Here is a 16958-nt window from a genome sequence, read left to right on the forward strand (position 1 = left end):
TGCGTCAGGCTCGAGGGACGAGCCGCTACGGCCGTGTCAGTGCGTCGACGCGGCTCATGCGACCGAGGAGGTCCCGCCGTGACTGTTGCCGCAGTCGGCAATACCGGTGATGCCATGGAGCTTTTCCGTGGCACCGCCCACAGCCCGTCGTTCTTCGCGCTCAACCGCGCCGGGGTCACGGGTGGCGGACAGGAGCTCGTGGACTTCTGCATCCCCTGCAATCCGTACTTCCCCACCCCCGCGATGTTCGCCGTGATGGCGGTGAGGCTGCGGGACATCCTCACCTACTACCCGAGCTCCGCGGAGACCATCACCGCCGAACTGGCCGATGTGCTCGGGCTACAGCCGCAGACCATGGCGATGGGCAACGGCTCGACCGAGCTCATCACCTGGATCGACCACCTGCTGGTGAAGGAAAGCCTGGCGGTGCCGATTCCCACCTTCGGCCGCTGGACCGACCAGCCGATGGAGACCGGCAAACGGGTCGATATGTTCCAGCTCCCGGAAATGAGCGGATTCGCACTCGACCCCAACGCCTTCGTCAACTTCGTACGCTCCCGGGGCTCCCGGGTCGCCGTGATCTGCAATCCCAACAACCCCGACGGCGGGCTGGTGTCCCGCCAGGCCCTCATCGGCATCATGGACGCCCTGGCCGACCTCGACCTGATCGTGATCGACGAGTCCTTCCTGGAGTTCGCGGACGCCGAGGCGTATCCCAGCGTCGTGGACGAGGCCATCCTGCGCCCGAATGTGATCGTGCTGCGCAGCCTCGGCAAGAACTTCGGCCTCCACGGGGTCCGCTTCGGCTATCTGGTGGCCAATCCGTCGCTCGCCGTGCAGATCCGCTCCCGGCTGCCGAAGTGGAACCTCAACTCCTTCGCCGAGGTCATCGTCTTCATGCTGAAGCGGTACCGGCAGGAGTACGTGGAGAGCCTGCGCATGCTCAGCCGCGACCGGCAGCAGATGACCACCCAGCTGGCCGGGCTGCCCGGGATGACGGTCTTCCCCTCCCAGGGCAACTTCGTCTTCGTCAAGCTGCCGGCCGGGACGGACGGCGGCTGGGTCCGCGACCAGTTGCTCTCCCAGCACGGTGTGCTGGTGCGCGAATGCGGCAACAAGCTGGGCAGCAGCAGCCAGTTCATGCGGCTGGTGGTGCGTTCCCAGCCGGATGTGCAGCGACTGCTGACCGGGCTGAGCACGGTGCTGTACGGGACGTCCTTCTACGCCCCGCAGGTCGGCTGGGACCAGCAGCCGTCGCTGTCCTCGGGGTACGGGGGGTCCTCGGGGTCCATGGGGGCCCTGGATTCCAGCACCTCACAGGCGCAGTTCATGGACTACTCCTACCAGCAGCAGCCCCAGCTGCCCGCGGCGCCGATGGCGCAGGAGCCGCAGCCGATGTACTCCGCGGCCGCGCTTCCGGCCCCGCAGGGCGTCGCCGGCGACCCGTACGGGCAGACGTCCTTCGCGGGCGCGGGCGCGGGCACGGGTGCCGCGCCGGGGTACGTCCAGCAGCAGCCGCTCCCGGAGCTGTCGCCCGCGTATGTCGCCACTCCCCCGGCCCAGCCGCCCCTGTACCAGGCCCCGGCCGCGCTGCCGCAGCCCCAGATGGTCCAGGCCCCGCAGCCGCAGATCCCGCAGCAGGTGCCTGCGCAGCAGTTCCAGGCCCCGCAGCCGCAGCCGGCCCAGAGCCAGGCGCCGTTCATGCAGATGGCGCCCCAGCCGCAGAGCGGGCAGTACCAGGGCGTCCAGGCGCAGACCTCCCAGATGCCCATGGTCCAGGCCCAGGTCCAGGGCGCCCAGGGGCAGGGGGCGGCGGCGTACGCCCAGACCCGGCCCGAGGAGACGACGGTCGACCAGATCCCGGTCTACGGGCAGCAGGACACCGGCATACCCGAGCCGACGCCGATGGAGCGGACGCAGGCCATGACCTACGACCCCGCCGAGCTGAGGGCCGCGGCGGCGGCAGCGGCGCCGGTCGTTCCCCTCAGCGAGCAGGAGGACGACCCGACCGGCCAGACCCCGGCGATGAAGCGCTATCCGCGCCCCGCGGCGTACCTCCAGGACGACTCGACCGCATGACCGGGCGCCGCCGCCGGGGTCATGACCGGCGCAGCCGGTCGTCGCACGGCCAGGCCGGGGAGACCCCGGCCGCCGCGCAGACCGCGATGTGCAGCAGCAGGGGGTGGGTGTACGGCTCCCCGTCGTCCGGCCAGTGCACCACATCGGGCTCCAGGCTCCCCGTGGGGCCGGTCCGCCGCCCGGGCGGGCCGGTCACCATGGCGCCGACCGCGTAGACGGCCGGTGCGGGCCAGTCGACGCCGACGTCCGAATGGGGCGGCACGATCCACCACCAGCACCCGGCGCCGGTGAGTACACATCCCGCCCGGGGCAGCAGGGCCATCACCCCGGGGCCGTGCCGCTCGGCGATCCCCACCGCGTCGTAGCCCCGGTCCGTCCGCAGCCTCGAGGGCAGTTGGAGGCGGTGGCGGCCGGAGACCGCACGGAATCCCCGCCGGCCGAACCGGCCGCGGACGAGGCCGGTCAGCGCACCGGCGAAGGCGTACGTCATCTCAGGGCACTTCACAGAGGTCGGGCCGATGGTGCCTGCGGTCGCCGCGGCGGAGCGCGGTAACGGGATCATGCCGCAACTATGCGCACCGCCGGGGACACTTGGCAAGGCTCACTCTGAATTGTGCAGAGTCGTCAGTGCAATGTGTCCGTTCCGCATTGGCCATGGCACACTGCGAACATCAGCGTTGGGGAGGGTCAGGGAGGGATTCAGGTGAGCGAACCGCGGTCGGCACCGACCGTGGGTCAGGTCGTCCTCGGCAAGAGGCTCCAGGATCTGCGGGAGAAGGCGGGATTCAAGCGGGACGAGGCGGCCAGGGTGCTGCGGGTGGCGCCCGCCACCATCCGCCGCATGGAGACCGCCGAGGTCGCGCTGAAGGTCCCGTATGTGCAGCTGCTGCTGGACGCCTACGGGGTCACCGGTGAGGAGCTCGACTCGTTCATCACCCTGACCGAGGAGGCCAACAAGCCGGGCTGGTGGCAGCGGTTCCACGACATCCTGCCCGACTGGTTCAGCGTCCACGTCAGCCTGGAGGGCGCGGCCGAGATGATCCGGGCGTACGAGCCGCACTTCGTGCCCGGGCTGCTCCAGACCGAGGACTACGCCCGCGCGGTCATGCAGACCGGCGCCGTCGGCCAGGCCGGTCCCCGGCAGGCGGAGCGCCATGTGGCGCTGCGCATGGAGCGGCAGTCCCTGCTCACCCGGCGGGAACCGCCCCGGCTGTGGGTGGTGATGGACGAGACGGTGCTGCGCCGGCAGGTGGGTTCGGCGGAGGTGATGCGGCAGCAGGTCGACCGGCTGCTGGAGGCCGTGGAGATGCCGCACATCACGCTACAGATCTCGGAGTTCACCTCCGGCCACCATCCGGGCACCTATGGGCCCTTCGTCCTCTTCCGCTTCGCTGTACCCGAACTGCCGGACATGGTCTACGTCGAGTACCTGACCGGCGCCGTCTACCTGGATGAGCGCATCGAGGTGGCCTCCCATCTGGAGGCCATGGACCGCATGGCGGCCCAGGCGGCAACCGCACGACGCACAAAGGAAATCCTCCAGGATTTCCGCAAGGAGCTCTGATCGGAATGGATCGCATTCACAACGGCATGCGCGCGAGCGACCTCGGCAGTGAGGGCTGGCAGAAGCCGTGGAGCGGTGGCAACGGCGGCAACTGCGTCGAAGCCATGAAGCTGGACGACGGCCGGGTCGCGATCCGTCAGTCGACCGATCCGGACGGTCCGGCGCTGATCTACACCCGCAGCGAGATCATCGCGTTCATCCAGGGCGCCAAGGCGGGCGAGGCCGACTTCCTCGTCTGCTGACCTTCCTCGTCTGCCGACGCGGCCCCGTGCGCCGACGGCCGGTGGCCGTCGGCGTCGGCGTGGCCTCGGTGTGCCGCTACGTGGCGTCGGCCGCCAGTGCCCGCAGCAGACCGATGGTCAGCGCGGTACGGGCCGGGATCGGGGCGAGCACGGTGTGTTCGTGGCGGGCGTGGGCCCCGGAGCCGAGGGCACCGAGCCCGTCCAGGACCGGACGGCCGAGCGCGGAGACGAAGTTGCCGTCGCTGGCACCGCCGACCGCGGTCTCCTCCAGCTCCCAACCGTGTTCCGCGGCGATCGCGTGGGCCCGCTCGAACAGCCGGCGGGAGGCATCGCCCGGGACCATCGGCGGACGGTTCCACTCACCGGTGACGGTCAGCCGCACCCGCTGGTCGGAGGGGGCGAGGGCGTGCAGCGCAGCGTCGATCCGCCGCATCTCCTCCGGCGCGGCGATCCGGATGTCGATACCGCAACTCGCCCGCGCGGCGATCACATTGCGCCCGGTACCGCCTTGAATCAGCCCCACGTTCACCGTGGTCCCCCGCTCCGGGGCGCTGAGCGCGGCGATCCGCGGGACCACCTCGGCCAGCGCGTGGATGGCGCTCGCGCCCGCGAACGGGTCGAGACCCGCGTGCGACTCGATGCCGTGGGCCGTCACATCGAACAGCCCGACGCCCTTGCGGGAGGTCTTGAGCGCCCCGTCCAGCGACGCCTCGAAGACCAGCGTGGCCAGGACGTCCTCGCTGAGCCGCTCGATATGGCGGCGGGAGCCGGGGCTGCCGATCTCCTCGTCGCCGTTGAGCAGCAGCCGCACCGAGGGGTGGGGAAGCTCCAGCTCGCGCAGCAGCCGCAGGGTCCACACGGCCTGCACCAGGCCCGTCTTCATGTCGAAGACACCGGGGCCGCTCGCCCGGCCGTCCTGGACCTCGAAGGGCCATTCGGCGAGCGTTCCGGCCGGCCACACCGTGTCGTAGTGGCACAGCATCAGCACGGTGCCGGGGGCCGTGCCGCGATAGGTCAGGACGAGCACATCGCCCTGCGGTCCGCAGTCGTGGCGCTCGGTTCCGTCCGGCTCGCCCAGCCGGTCGACGACCCAGCCGCTGATCGCGGCGAGCCCCGCGTCCAAAAGCCGCTTGTCGTCGCTCGGCGTCTCCAGCTCCACCAGCGTCCGTAGGTCTTCGATCATCTCGGGCAGCGCCTGGGCGGTCGCGGCGGCGAGGTCGGAGGGGGTCATGCGATGAGGGTCCTTCCCGGGGGTGGCGGGGTGAGGGAGCGGCTGGGGATCAGCGGACGGGCGCGCCGGGGCGCACCGGGACGGCCATCCGCTGGAGGTCGTGATCGAGTTGCATGCCGCGCCCGCGGCCGCGCCGGTACTGGATCGGCCGCGCGGACGGAAGGCTGCTGGGCCGGGACCGATGAGTTCCGCGCGGCGCGCCGGTCTGAGTGGTGAAACAGGAGGCGGCGCCTGCCCGCCCCCGCTCACCGAGGAGACACCATGAGCAGCGACGAGATCACCATCAGCCGGGACCTGGACGCACCGCGCGAGACCGTGTGGCGGGTGTGGACCGAGCCGGAGTACTTCGCCCGCTGGTTCGGCGCCGCACCCGAGTCCGTCGACCTCGACGTCCGGCCGGGTGGCGCCTGGAAGGCGACCGTCGCCACGCCCGCGGGCGAGATGCCGATGCGCGGTGTCTACCGCGAGGTGGTCGGCCGGGAGCGGCTGGTGTGGACGCTGGACCTGCCGCAGGGCGCGATGGAGATGACCGCCACCTTCGCCGATCTGGACGGCGGCCGGACCCGGGTGGTGCTCCGGCAGCCGGCCCCGCCGCAGGAGCAGTGCGCCCAGGCCGAGGAGGGTGCCGGCCAGCTGCTGGACGCCTTCGCCAAGGTGCTCGCGTCGGTCTGAGTCCCCGGTCACTCCCCCGGCGGCGGCCCGTCCCACTCGATGACGTCCACTTCGTCGCCCACGGCCAGTTTTCCGGCGCGGACCACGGAGAACTGGCAGCCGAACAGGGTGGCGCCGCCGGGGCCGCGCCGGTAGCCGGCCATGGTGCGCAGCGGTTCGGGGCCCGCCTTGACGCCCTCGCTCTGATCGACCGTCGTCACGGCGCACCGGGCGGTGTGTTTGGCGAAGCCCAGCTCGGCTCCGCCGATGGCCATTCTGCGGATCCGGTCCTCCCGATGGGGTTCGTCCCATCCGCCGATCACGATGCCGGGGCGGAAGCGGTTCATCGGCAGTGCCGCGCCGCCCGCCTCGGCGATCCGTTCGTTCAGCCCGTCCAGGCTGGCCCGGGAGACGATGTGCACCGCGGCGCTGTCGGCGTAGCCACAGGTGCCGGGGATCCATCCGTCGGTCACCCGGTCGTGCTCCGGGGGCACCCGCACCAGCCTGCTCGGCGCGCCCAGGAACCGGGAGAGCCACGTGGCGGCGGCCTCGCCCTGGTCGATGCCGAGATAGGGCGTGTCGAACACGGTGACCTCGCGCCGGGCGGAGGTGGTGTCGATGTCGATGGCCACCTCGCCCTCGCCGGGTGCGGACAGGGTGAGCCGGGTGCCGTGCGGGTCGATGGCGGGGCGGATGACGGCGAGCCGGGGATCCCGCCGCTGAGTGCGGCACTCTCCGTCCTCGCCGATGACCATGAAGCTGCGGTCGTGTCGCAGACCCGCCTCCGTCAGCAGTGCCTCGGACAGCGGGACGCCCGCACAGCCCTTGATGGGATAGCAGGTCAGCTCGACAACGGTGGCCACGTGGGCACCTTACCCCAGGGGTGGCCGCGTCTCCGAGCGGGCGATCGAGGCGCTCATTCCGCATCGCCCGGTGCCCGACCGGCGTTTCAGGGCACGGCCCGGCGGCGCCATGCGCCCCCGGCCCGGCGTCCAGCGGCAAGGCGTAGCGCCGAGTACGCCGAATGACTCACCGCGCACGGCCGGTGACCACCGGCATGCGCCGTAGGCGCGCCGCGCCTCCCGTCGGCGGGAACCCAAAACGAACCGTTTCCGGGGAGCGGCGGACGAGGCCGCGGGAAAAGCGCGGCCCCCGGCGCCGCCCGGGGTCCCGGACAGGCGGGGTGAAGGGTGATTATTCCGGGGCCGCTCCCGCGAGCGGCCGGAAGGGAGGAAGTCGATGTGAGGCAATGATATGCGCGGCGGCGCGGTTCCCGCTATACACGGGCGGCGTGATTCTCCGCCAGTTCCCCACCGCCATGACGACCGGCCCTATTCGGAGAACTGCCGGGGCGCACGGGCGGTCGGCGAGGCGATGCTTGACAAGAGATACGGTAAACGCCGAGTCAAGTCCGTTCCGTGGCCCATGAGTTGGCCAGGCGCGCAAGCGGCTTCCCCTGTTCCGCGGGCCATACGAGGGCGAGCGGGCATAGGAGTCGGGGCCCGGGTTCCGCGCCCGGTGCCCTCGGGAGCGAGCCGTAGGGCGCGCCGGTGCCGAAAGCGACGAGGAGCAGTGAGCGAGGAACGAGCGACCGTCGACGAGGAGTGCCGGCACCGGATCAGAGGGCCCGGAGGCGAGCGACCCAAGACGAGGCGGTCGCCCAGCCGTCTTCCCTCCGTCTCCTCGCCGTGTCGCCGCTCCGGCCGCGTCCGCTCCCGGCCGGCCCCGGGCCCGAACGCCACGGTCGGCGGCGGGCCCCATCGATACGTTTCAGTCTCCCGCCGCACCCGGGGAACTCCGCCGGGCACCTCCGGCGCGTTCGCTCACGCGTCCCCCTCTTCCCCGCCCCACCGCAAGGCCGTCCTATTTCCCGCCCCTCCCACCGTCTCCCGCTCTCCCCTTCCTCTCCTCCTCTCCCCGGCATTCCCCGGATGCCGGGGAGGCGACCGGAACGGCCGGTTCCAGCGCGGTGCCGCGCGGTTACGGCCGCCCGCTCGGGCCCGTCCGCCAAGCGGCCGATCTTGACCGGGCGGTGCGGCAATAGCGCCGGGGAAGATCCCGTGCCGTGCGACCGGTCCGCACCGGACGCCGTATTGAGCCGCCCGCCGCTCGTCCGGTCTTCAACCTCCCGCGCCCCGGCTGCAATTCACCCGGACCGCCGTCCGAGATCGGTCACCGATCACCCGGAAACCAATCCGGCGGAATAGCGTCCGGCCCGTCCGGCGCCCCGGAGAATCATTTCCCGCCCAACGAGGACGTCCGGCGGCGCGTGATCGCCCGCGCCCGTCCCCGGCCCGCCGCTCCCGCCCCGCCGACGGCCGTGCGCCCCCGGCCCTCCATGCGCCTCCCACCGCGCAGCTGAGGGGGCGTCAACCGATTCCGGGGTGGCACCGGGCGGCGCGCGGCGGTCCATGAGGCCCCCTGCGCCTTGTGACCGGCGGGGCCGGGCTGCGGTACTCGTGACAGCCCGCCGGGTCCTCCGGAGGGCGACGTCGAGAGCCGTTGTGGAGAGGAACCAGCCTCATGGCCGTACGAGGAAGTCACCGACGCCCCGCATCGCCCAGCCGGGTCTCGCCGCTGTGCGCGGCGCTCACCGCGGGTGGTGTCGGCATCGTCCTGCCGCTCCTCGGCACCGGCGCCGCCCACGCGGCCTCGGTCGACACCTGGAACCGGGTCGCCAAGTGCGAGAGCGGGGGCAACTGGCACATCAACACCGGCAACGGCTACTACGGCGGACTACAGTTCTCCCAGCACACCTGGGCGGCGTTCGGCGGCACCGCCTACGCCGCGCGGGCCGACCTGGCCTCCAAGGCCCAGCAGATCACCGTGGCGGAGGCCGTGCTGCGCAAACAGGGCCCCGGCGCATGGCCGGTGTGCTCCGTCCGCAGCCGGCTGACCCGGTCCGGGCCACCCGCCGCGGTGACGAGCCAGAACGCCCACCCCCGCGCCCAGCACCCGGCGAAGCCCAAGAAGTCGGCCAAGTCCGCCGCGAAGTCCCGGGCCCGGCAGCACACCGCCCGGCGCGCGGCGGCCTCCGGCTCCTACGCGGTCGTCCGCGGCGACACACTCTCCCGCATCGCCACGCGTGCGTCGGTCAGGGGCGGCTGGAAGGCGCTGTACCACGCCAACCGCGGCACCGTCGGGCCGAACCCGGATCTGATCCACCCGGGGCAGCGGCTGACCCTGCCCGCGGGCTCCCGGCATCCGCACAAGCCGGCGCCCCGCCGGCGCGCCTCGACGGTCTCGAGCCACACGGTGGTCCGCAAGACGGCGGCCCGCCCGCATACGGCCCCGGTCAGCGGGCCGGTCAGCGCGGGGTACGGCGTCCGCGGCTCGCGGTGGGCCAGTGGCCATCACACCGGTGTGGACTTCGCGGTGCCCGTCGGCACCTCCGTGCGCGCGGCCGCCCCGGGCACCGTGGTGGCGGCCGGGTGGGGCGGTGCCTTCGGCTACCAGGTGATCATCCGCCACGCCGACGGGCTCTACACCCACTACGCGCACCTGTCGGCGCTGACGGTCCGCACCGGGCAGTCGGTCCAGGCGGGCCACCGGATCGCCCGGTCCGGCAGCACCGGGAACGCCACCGGACCGCATCTCCACTTCGAGGTCCGCACCGGCCCGCGCTACGGGTCCGACATCGACCCGCTGGCCTATCTGCGCTCCCACGGCGTCAGCGTCTGACGCCGCACACCGGACGCATCGCGTCCGCACGGTCCATCTCCGAGGGGTGGGAAAGGGGAGGTCGCCCGAGGCACGGCTCGGGCGGCCTCCCGCCATCCGCGCGCGGACCGCTCAGCTTGTCGTTTAACGTCCGCACCGGGAAACCAGCAGACATAGCTTCGGCATCTGGTCGATCATGAGCTGATGACTGCTTTCTACCATGTGTGCTTCGTCGTGCCGGACATCGAGAAGGCTATGCAGGACCTTGAGATGTCTGTGGGAGCTGAGTGGGGTGCTCCTGTAGCTGATCGGCTTGGCGAGTGGGACTTCCGCATCGCCTTCACTCGCGGCGGGCCACCGTTCATCGAGCTGATCGAGGGGCCTGCTGGGAGTCCTTGGGATGCGTCGCAAGGAGCTCGGTTCGACCATCTGGGCTACTGGACCAGCTCGGTCCAGCAGGGTTCTCAGCGGCTGGAGGACGATGGTTTCACCGTTGACTTCTCCGGCTGCCCCTATGGCCGGCCCTTCGCGTATCACCGCTTGGACAGCATTGGCGGCCGTGTCGAGCTGGTGGATGTGACACGGCAGCCGAGCTTCCTCCAGATGTGGCATGGGGATGGCGGCCCAATGCCCGTGATCGACGAGAGATGACGCCAAGGTCCTTGGCCTCGTTGTGTTGCTCACCCCGCGCGTCGTGGTTTGGTGCCCTTCTTGTGATGTGAGGGGCGTGCGTAAGCCTCGCCCGTGGCCAGGACGCGTCCAACGTCGTGGCGTGTCGCTGAGTGACGGTTCTTCGAACCTGCCGGGCGTCCCGGGCCGGGCCGGGAGGGGCAATCACCAGCCACGTCCAGCGGTCGGCGGCCTCGGGGCTACGGAGCCTCGGCTTCGTCCAGCCCAGGGTCTGCTTGAGCATGGGGAAGGTGTGCTCGACGTCGAATCTGCGCAGGAAGGACTGCCAGCAGCGGTCGACGTCCGCCGCAGCGGCGCCGGTGCCCGACCACCATAGCCAGACCGGCTTGCTGACCCCGCCGGAGGGCAGATTCTCGACGGTCAGGCGGATGACGCTGCCCTCGATGATGGGCAGCGGTCCCTCGTAGTCGGTCCAGGCCGCCCGGTGGGTCAGCCGCGGGTGCAGCCGGTCCCACGCCTGCGCGGTCGCCTTCCCGTAGAGCCGGGTGTCGGTGATCGTGACGGCCTGCTCGGCGCCCCAGGTCTCGGGTTGACCAAAGAGGAACTCGCCGCCGTGCTTGGGCGGCCGACCACCCTTGGGGTTGTAGACGCGCGGCGGCGTCGGGCGGCGCATCACCCGGTCCGAGCGGAGCCGGCCAAGGATCTCGACGGGCAGGCCGGCCAGCAGGTGGGCGATGCGCGGGGCGTCATATCCGGCGTCCAAGCTCAGTACCAGATCGCGACGGGCAGCCCGGTCTCCGTCGTCTGAGGCGGATCGGGCAGGCTCCGGGCGGTGCGGAGCGCGATGCGCCGCGCGCTCCAGGCCGCCGCAGCGGCGTCCAGGACGTCGTCGGGCGGCACCCGCCCGGCCGGTCCGAGGTCGTCGGGCAGGACGATGCCCTGGTCCTCCAGCAGCCGGCGGCGCACGGCCTGGCCGTTCCAGCTCTTCTTGCTCCAGGGCACGGGCCGCCCCTCGCCGAGGGCGGCGAAGGAGACCTCGGGATGGACCTCGTACAGCCGGTGGTCGCCCCCGTCGCGGCAGGCGTTGGCCTCGCGCAGCTTCGCCGCCAGCCCCCACGACTGACGGCTCAGCCCCTTCTCGACCACCCGCCGGCACACCGCGTTGGCGGCGTCGTAGCCGTCCGCCTCCCAGACCTCGCGCGGCGGTACGGAGAAGACCCGGGAGCGGTGCGGGGCCACCATCGCGGTGGCCAGCGCGTCGGCCTCACGCCAGCCCCGCTCCAGCAGCCCCAGCGGCATGTCGACCGCCACCACGGCGGCGTCCGGAACCCGGCCGAGCAGCTCGCTGAGCGCCTCGTCGGTGTCGGCCCCGGCGAAGCGGCCCTCCTCGTCCAGGGTCACGGCCACCCAGCCGGTGCGGCAGGCGTCCACCCCCACGACGGGCGATTCGGCGCATCCGGGTGCGGGCGGAGTGTGAAAAGTATCGCGACGGGAACCCATGCGCCGTATCCGACCACGCGGATGAGCCGGTACGGGGCCGAACGGCAGGAAAGGACGGCGATGGGCGTACGCACATGGATCCAGGATTGGCCTGTCTACCGCCAGCTGACCGGAAACGACCCGCTCGGCCGCGGCGCCGCCACCACCTCGGCCGCCACCCGTGGACAGCGCCCCCGCACCGTCACGGCCGACAAGGTGGTCAAGTCGGTGTGCCCCTACTGCGCGGTGGGGTGCGCCCAGAACGTCTATGTGCGGGACGACCGGGTGGTGCAGATCGAGGGCGACCCCGACTCACCGGTCAGCCGCGGCCGGCTGTGCCCCAAGGGCTCGGCGTCCCTCCAGCTGACCACCGGCGAGTCCCGGCGCCATGAGGTGCTCTACCGCCGCCCGTACGGCACCGATTGGGAGCGGCTGGACCTGGACACCGCGATGGACATGGTCGTCGACCGGGTGATCCGCACCCGCCGCGAGGGCTGGCAGTGGGAGCGGGACGGGGTCGACGTCAACCGCACCATGGGGATCGCCAGCCTCGGCGGCGCCACCCTGGACAACGAGGAGAACTACCTCATCAAGAAGTTGCTGACCGGTCTCGGGGTGATCCAGGTGGAGAACCAGGCCCGGGTCTGCCACTCCTCGACCGTGGCCGGGCTCGGCACCTCCTTCGGCCGCGGTGGCGCCACCACCTTTCTCCAGGACCTCCAGAACGCGGACTGCATCGTGATCGAGGGCTCCAACTTCGCCGAGGCCCATCCCGTGGGCTTCCAGTGGGTGATGGAGGCCAAGGCGCGCGGCGCGAAGGTCATCCATGTCGATCCGCGCTTCAGCCGCACCAGCGCGCTGGCCGATCTGTACGTACCGATCCGGGCCGGCACCGACATCGCCTTCCTCGGCGGCATCATCAACCACGTCCTGACCGGCGGCCACGACTTCCGCGACTACGTCCTGGAGTACACCAACGCGGCAAGCGTCGTCGGCGAGGAGTTCGAGGACACCGAGGACCTGGCCGGGATCTTCTCCGGTCTCGACCCGGAGACCGGCCACTATGACATTTCCACCTGGGCCTATGAGGGCGCCGAGGTCCAGGCGCCGCAGGGCGCGCCCGACGAGCTGTACGAGGACCGCACCCGGCGCGGCGCGTCCCTGTCCACCGCCGCCTTCTCCGAATCCCACGGCTCCGGCGGCGCGCCCGCCGCCGCGGAGGTCCCCACCGACCGGACCCTGCGACATCCGCGCTGCGTCTATCAGATCCTCAAGCGCCACTTCTCCCGCTACACACCCGAGATGGTGGAGGAGACCTGCGGGATTCCCCAGGACACCTTCCTGGAGGTGTGCCGCGCGCTGGTGGAGAACTCCGGCCCGGACCGCACCTCGGAGTTCGTGTACGCCGTGGGCTGGACCCAGCACACCGTGGGCGCCCAGTACATCCGCACCGCGAGCATCCTCCAGCTGCTGCTCGGCAACATCGGCCGCCCCGGCGGCGGCATCCAGGCGCTGCGCGGCCACGCCAGCATCCAGGGCTCCAGCGACATCCCCACGCTGTTCAACGTGCTCCCCGGCTACATCCCGATGCCTCATGCCCACGCCCACGAGGACCTGGACACCTTCGTCGAGGCCGTGAAGACCGAGAAGGGCTTCTGGGGCGAGATGCGCTCCTTTGTCGTCAGCCTGCTCAAGGCGTACTTCGGCGACGCCGCGCACGCCGACAACGACTACTGCTTCGGCCATCTGCCCCGGCTGACCGGCTCCCACAGCACGTACCACACCGTGCGGGAGATGCTGGACGGAGTCTGCAAGGGCTACTTCCTGATGGGCGAGAACCCCGCCGTGGGCTCGGCCAACGCCAAGATGCAGCGGCTGGGCATGGCCAACCTGGACTGGCTGGTGGTCCGGGACTTCTCCCTCATCGAGTCCGCCACCTGGTGGCAGGACGGCCCGGAGATCGAGACCGGCGAGCTGCGCACCGAGGACATCGCCACCGAGGTGTTCTTCTTCCCCGCCGCCGCCCACACCGAGAAGTCCGGCTCCTTCACCAACACCAACCGGATGCTCCAGTGGCATTTCGCCGCCAAGGAGCCGGACGGCGAGGCGCGCAGCGATCTGTGGTTCATGTACCACCTGGGGCGCCGGATCAAGGAGCGGCTGAAGGACTCCACCGACCCGATGGACCGGGCCGTCCAGGACCTGGCCTGGTCCTACCCCACCGAGGGCCCGCAGGACGAGCCCAGCGCCGAGGCGGTCCTGGCCGAGATCAACGGCCAGGACGCGCGCGGCGAGCCGCTCAGCGCGTACACCCAGCTCAAGGATGACGGCTCCACCTCCTGCGGCTGCTGGATCTACTGCGGGGTGTACGCCGACGGCGTCAACCAGGCGGCCCGCCGCACACCGCACACCGAGCAGGACTGGATCGCCGCCGAATGGGCCTGGGCCTGGCCCGCCAACCGCCGCATCCTCTACAACCGCGCCTCGGCCGACCCGGACGGCAAGCCGTGGAGCGAGCGCAAGGCGCTGGTGTGGTGGGACGCCGACCAGAAACGGTGGACCGGCCATGACATCCCGGACTTCATCCCCGACCGGGCGCCGTCCTACCGGCCGCCCGAGGACGCCCAGGGCCCGGACGCGCTCAGCGGAGTGGATCCGTTCATCATGCAGGCCGACGGCAAGGGGTGGCTGTACGCCCCGGCCGGGCTGGTGGACGGTCCGATGCCGGCGCACTACGAGCCGCAGGACTCGCCTGTGCGCAATCCCCTCTATCCGGAGCAGCAGCGCAACCCGGTCCGGGAGGTGATCTCCGATGAGCACAACGCCTTCCACCCCAGCGGGGGCGAGCCGGGCAGCGAGGTGTTCCCGTACATGATCACCACCTATCGGCTCACCGAGCACTTCACGGCGGGCGGGATGAGCCGCTGGACGCCGTATCTGGCCGAGCTCCAGCCGGAGTTCTTCTGTGAGGTCTCCCCCGAGCTGGCCGGTGAGCGGCAGCTGGAGCACACCGGCTGGGCGACGCTGATCAGCGCGCGCGGGGTGATCGAGGCCCGGGTGATGGTCACCGAGCGGATGTCCCCGATCAGGGCCGGGGGCCGCACGGTGCATCAGATCGGGCTGCCGTACCACTGGGGTCCCAATGGCTACACCCGCGGGGACGCCGCCAATGAACTGACCGCCATCGCCCTCGATCCGAATGTCCACATCCAGGAGGTGAAGGCGCTGAGCGCCGACATCCGTCCCGGCCGCCGCCCCCGCGGCCCGGAGCTGACCGCCCTGCTCGAGGACTACCGGCGGCGCGCCGGCATCACGGTACGGACCGGAACGGAGGTGCGGGGATGACCGACGCCTCGGAGCGCTCATCGCTGATCGGCCGCAATCTGCTGGCCGGAGCCGAACCGGATGTCGCCGGGGACGCCGGGCACGAGGACCATCCGCCCCGGGTCGGCTTCTTCACCGACACCTCGGTGTGCATCGGCTGCAAGGCGTGCGAAGTGGCGTGCAAGGAGTGGAACGCCATCCCGGAGGACGGGCTGGACTTCACCGGCATGTCCTTCGACAACACCCAGGGCCTCTCCGGCTCCACCTGGCGCCATGTGGCCTTCATCGAGCAGAACAAACCGCTGGGCCGGGCCGAGACGGGGGTCGACCACGGCGATGTCGATGTGCTGGCCCTGGCGGCGCAGGGCTCCGGGACCCCGGTCGAGGAGGCGGCGATCACCCCCACCTCCCCGGCGTCCCCGTCCGACGGCGGGCAGCACGGGCTGCGGTGGCTGATGTCCTCGGACGTGTGCAAGCACTGCACCCACGCGGCGTGCCTGGACGTGTGTCCGACCGGTGCGCTGTTCCGCACCGAGTTCGGCACCGTGGTGGTCCAGGACGACGTCTGCAACGGCTGCGGCTACTGCGTGCCCGCCTGTCCGTACGGGGTCATCGACGTACGGCCCGAGGACGGCGGGGCCCATAAGTGCACCCTGTGCTACGACCGGCTGGGCGAGGGCCAGGAACCCGCGTGCGCCAAGGCGTGCCCCACCGACTCCATCCAGTTCGGCCCCCTGGACGAGCTGCGCGAGCGCGCCGCCGCCCGGGTCGAGGAGCTGCACCGGGTGGGCGTCGAGGACGCGCGGCTGTACGGACACGATCCGGAGGACGGCGTCGGCGGCGACGGCGCCTTCTTCCTGCTGCTGGACGAGCCGGAGGTGTACGGGCTGCCACCGGACCCGGTCGTCACGACCAGGGATCTGCCTTCGATGTGGCGGCACGCGGGCACCGCGGCCCTGTCCCTGCTCGGCGGCGTGGCCGCCGTGTTCGCGGCCCAGGCCGGTGTGAGCGGGCGCCGTACCGGAAGGAGGCGCTGATGAGCGAGTCGGATGTCACCCGGGACGGCGTCCGCGGCGCCCGGCCGGGCCGGGACGCGCAGGTCGGCAAGGGGATGGGGGACGGCAAGCGGCGCGGCCGCAAGGGCGGGAGGGGCCGCAGGGGCGAGCAGTCGATGGTGCCCCGGGCGGAGTTCACCTCCTACTACGGGCGGCCGGTGCTCAATCCGCCCACCTGGCGGCCCCTGGACATCGCGGGCTACTTCTTCCTCGGCGGGCTCGCGGGCGCCGGGTCGGTGCTCGCGGCGGGCGCCGGACTGACCGGCCGTCCGGTCATGGCCCGCGCGCTCAAGGTGTCCTCGATCGCCGCCCTGACCGGGTCCACCGCCGCCCTGATCCATGACCTCGGGCGCCCCGGGCGGTTCGCCAATATGCTGCGGGTCTTCAAGCCCACCTCGCCGATGAGCATGGGCTCATGGCTGCTGGCGGCCTATGGCCCGATGGCCGGGGCGGCCGCCGCCTCGGACCTGACCGGGCGGCTGCCGCGCGCAGGCCGGGCGGCCACGGTGGGGGCGGCGCTGCTGGGTCCCGCGGTGGCCTCGTACACGGCGGTGCTGGCCGCCGACACGGCCGTCCCGGCATGGCACGACGGCCATCGCGAGCTGCCGTATCTCTTCGTCGGCTCGGCCGCCATGGCGGCGAGCGGTATGGCCCTGCTGACCTCGCCGGTCGCCGAGAACGCCCCGGCGCGGGGCGTGGCGCTGCTCGGCACGGCGGTGGAGACCGCCGCTCTCAAGGCCATGGAACGGCGGCTCGGGGTGGTCGCCGAGACCTACCGCGAGGGCCGGGCGGGCAAGCTGATGCGCGCCGCCGAGGCGCTTTCGGCGGCGGGCGCGCTCGGCGGCGCCCTCCTCGGCCGCCGTAGCCGCCCCGCCGCGGCCCTCAGCGGCGCCGCCCTGCTGGCGGCCTCCGCGTGCACCCGTTTCGGGGTGTTCCACGCCGGGATGCGGTCGGCGGAGGACCCGAAGTACACGGTCCTGCCCCAGCGGGAACGGCTCGAGGCGCGGCGGGAGCGGTCAAAGGACGACTGACCCGCCGCCAGG

Annotated in this window: 13 protein-coding genes and 1 pseudogene; 9 read left to right on the top strand and 5 right to left on the bottom strand. The window is 71.8% G+C overall.

What is annotated here, in order from left to right; all coding sequences use genetic code 11:
- Positions 1–114 precede the first annotated feature (114 nt).
- Positions 115–2079, top strand: coding sequence for an aminotransferase class I/II-fold pyridoxal phosphate-dependent enzyme (locus ACT2CW_RS36275; protein ID WP_445519697.1), 1965 nt, complete (start codon positions 115–117; stop codon positions 2077–2079).
- A gap of 19 nt (positions 2080–2098) precedes the next feature.
- Here the strand turns inward: ACT2CW_RS36275 and ACT2CW_RS36280 are convergent, their stop codons facing one another.
- The gene (locus tag ACT2CW_RS36280) at positions 2099–2641 is read right to left on the bottom strand and encodes a hypothetical protein (protein ID WP_445519617.1); all 543 of its coding nucleotides are present in this window, start codon (positions 2639–2641) and stop codon (positions 2099–2101) included.
- A gap of 141 nt (positions 2642–2782) precedes the next feature.
- Between ACT2CW_RS36280 and ACT2CW_RS36285 the strand changes: the two genes are divergently transcribed.
- Complete coding sequence (locus tag ACT2CW_RS36285; RefSeq protein ID WP_182473539.1) at positions 2783–3643, top strand: helix-turn-helix domain-containing protein; 861 nt, start codon at positions 2783–2785, stop codon at positions 3641–3643.
- 5 nt (positions 3644–3648) lie between these two features.
- On the top strand, positions 3649–3885 hold the full coding sequence (locus tag ACT2CW_RS36290; RefSeq protein ID WP_037957374.1) for a DUF397 domain-containing protein: 237 nt from the start codon (positions 3649–3651) through the stop codon (positions 3883–3885).
- 76 nt (positions 3886–3961) lie between these two features.
- On the opposite strand, the gene ACT2CW_RS36295 is transcribed toward ACT2CW_RS36290, so the two are convergent.
- Positions 3962–5116, bottom strand: coding sequence for a M20 family metallopeptidase (locus ACT2CW_RS36295; RefSeq protein WP_445519618.1), 1155 nt, complete (start codon positions 5114–5116; stop codon positions 3962–3964).
- A gap of 261 nt (positions 5117–5377) precedes the next feature.
- Between ACT2CW_RS36295 and ACT2CW_RS36300 the strand changes: the two genes are divergently transcribed.
- Positions 5378–5788 (top strand): SRPBCC family protein, encoded by a 411-nt coding sequence (locus ACT2CW_RS36300; protein ID WP_445519619.1) that lies wholly within the window; start codon positions 5378–5380, stop codon positions 5786–5788.
- 8 nt (positions 5789–5796) lie between these two features.
- Here the strand turns inward: ACT2CW_RS36300 and ACT2CW_RS36305 are convergent, their stop codons facing one another.
- Positions 5797–6630, bottom strand: a complete 834-nt coding sequence (locus ACT2CW_RS36305; RefSeq protein WP_445519620.1) for an MOSC domain-containing protein — start codon at positions 6628–6630, stop codon at positions 5797–5799.
- Between the two features lie 1660 nt (positions 6631–8290).
- On the opposite strand from ACT2CW_RS36305, the gene ACT2CW_RS36310 reads away from it, so the two are divergent.
- Together ACT2CW_RS36310 and ACT2CW_RS36315 are read left to right on the top strand one after the other, a co-directional pair.
- On the top strand, positions 8291–9448 hold the full coding sequence (locus ACT2CW_RS36310; RefSeq protein WP_445519621.1) for a transglycosylase family protein: 1158 nt from the start codon (positions 8291–8293) through the stop codon (positions 9446–9448).
- A 183-nt stretch (positions 9449–9631) separates the two neighbouring features.
- The gene (locus ACT2CW_RS36315) at positions 9632–10078 is read left to right on the top strand and encodes a VOC family protein (protein WP_432046731.1); all 447 of its coding nucleotides are present in this window, start codon (positions 9632–9634) and stop codon (positions 10076–10078) included.
- A 29-nt stretch (positions 10079–10107) separates the two neighbouring features.
- On the opposite strand, the pseudogene ACT2CW_RS36320 reads toward ACT2CW_RS36315, so the two are convergent.
- Both ACT2CW_RS36320 and ACT2CW_RS36325 read right to left on the bottom strand, forming a co-directional pair.
- Positions 10108–10835 (bottom strand): annotated as a pseudogene (locus tag ACT2CW_RS36320) (transposase); the annotation flags it as partial.
- Positions 10823–11494: a DUF429 domain-containing protein gene (locus ACT2CW_RS36325; RefSeq protein ID WP_445519698.1), complete on the bottom strand. Its 672-nt coding sequence runs from the start codon at positions 11492–11494 to the stop codon at positions 10823–10825. The pseudogene ACT2CW_RS36320 and the gene ACT2CW_RS36325, both read right to left, overlap by 13 nt.
- A gap of 123 nt (positions 11495–11617) precedes the next feature.
- Between ACT2CW_RS36325 and fdh the strand changes: the two genes are divergently transcribed.
- From fdh to nrfD, 3 genes are read left to right on the top strand one after another with little or no spacing between them, the layout of a single operon-like run.
- Positions 11618–14881, top strand: coding sequence for a formate dehydrogenase (gene fdh, locus ACT2CW_RS36330; RefSeq protein ID WP_445519622.1), 3264 nt, complete (start codon positions 11618–11620; stop codon positions 14879–14881).
- Positions 14878–15897 carry a 4Fe-4S dicluster domain-containing protein gene (locus ACT2CW_RS36335; protein WP_445519623.1) on the top strand — a complete coding sequence of 340 codons (1020 nt, stop codon included), beginning with the start codon at positions 14878–14880 and terminating at the stop codon, positions 15895–15897. Before fdh ends, ACT2CW_RS36335 begins: the two co-directional genes overlap by 4 nt.
- Entirely contained in the window at positions 15897–16946 is a 1050-nt protein-coding gene (gene nrfD / locus ACT2CW_RS36340) for an NrfD/PsrC family molybdoenzyme membrane anchor subunit (RefSeq protein ID WP_445519624.1), read from the top strand. The genes ACT2CW_RS36335 and nrfD overlap by 1 nt, the downstream gene beginning before the upstream one ends.
- The last annotated feature ends 12 nt before the right edge of the window (positions 16947–16958 follow it).

It is taken from the genome of Streptomyces sp. NEAU-174 (assembly GCF_052665095.1).

Coding starts and splice junctions, on each gene's coding strand:
- ACT2CW_RS36275 (WP_445519697.1), top strand. CDS start 115: ATGGAGCTTTTCCGTGGCACCGCCCACAGCCCGTCGTTCTTCGCGCTC.
- ACT2CW_RS36280 (WP_445519617.1), bottom strand. CDS start 2,641: ATGATCCCGTTACCGCGCTCCGCCGCGGCGACCGCAGGCACCATCGGC.
- ACT2CW_RS36290 (WP_037957374.1), top strand. CDS start 3,649: ATGGATCGCATTCACAACGGCATGCGCGCGAGCGACCTCGGCAGTGAG.
- ACT2CW_RS36295 (WP_445519618.1), bottom strand. CDS start 5,116: ATGACCCCCTCCGACCTCGCCGCCGCGACCGCCCAGGCGCTGCCCGAG.
- ACT2CW_RS36300 (WP_445519619.1), top strand. CDS start 5,378: ATGAGCAGCGACGAGATCACCATCAGCCGGGACCTGGACGCACCGCGC.
- ACT2CW_RS36310 (WP_445519621.1), top strand. CDS start 8,291: ATGGCCGTACGAGGAAGTCACCGACGCCCCGCATCGCCCAGCCGGGTC.
- ACT2CW_RS36315 (WP_432046731.1), top strand. CDS start 9,632: ATGACTGCTTTCTACCATGTGTGCTTCGTCGTGCCGGACATCGAGAAG.
- fdh (WP_445519622.1), top strand. CDS start 11,618: ATGGGCGTACGCACATGGATCCAGGATTGGCCTGTCTACCGCCAGCTG.
- ACT2CW_RS36335 (WP_445519623.1), top strand. CDS start 14,878: ATGACCGACGCCTCGGAGCGCTCATCGCTGATCGGCCGCAATCTGCTG.
- nrfD (WP_445519624.1), top strand. CDS start 15,897: ATGAGCGAGTCGGATGTCACCCGGGACGGCGTCCGCGGCGCCCGGCCG.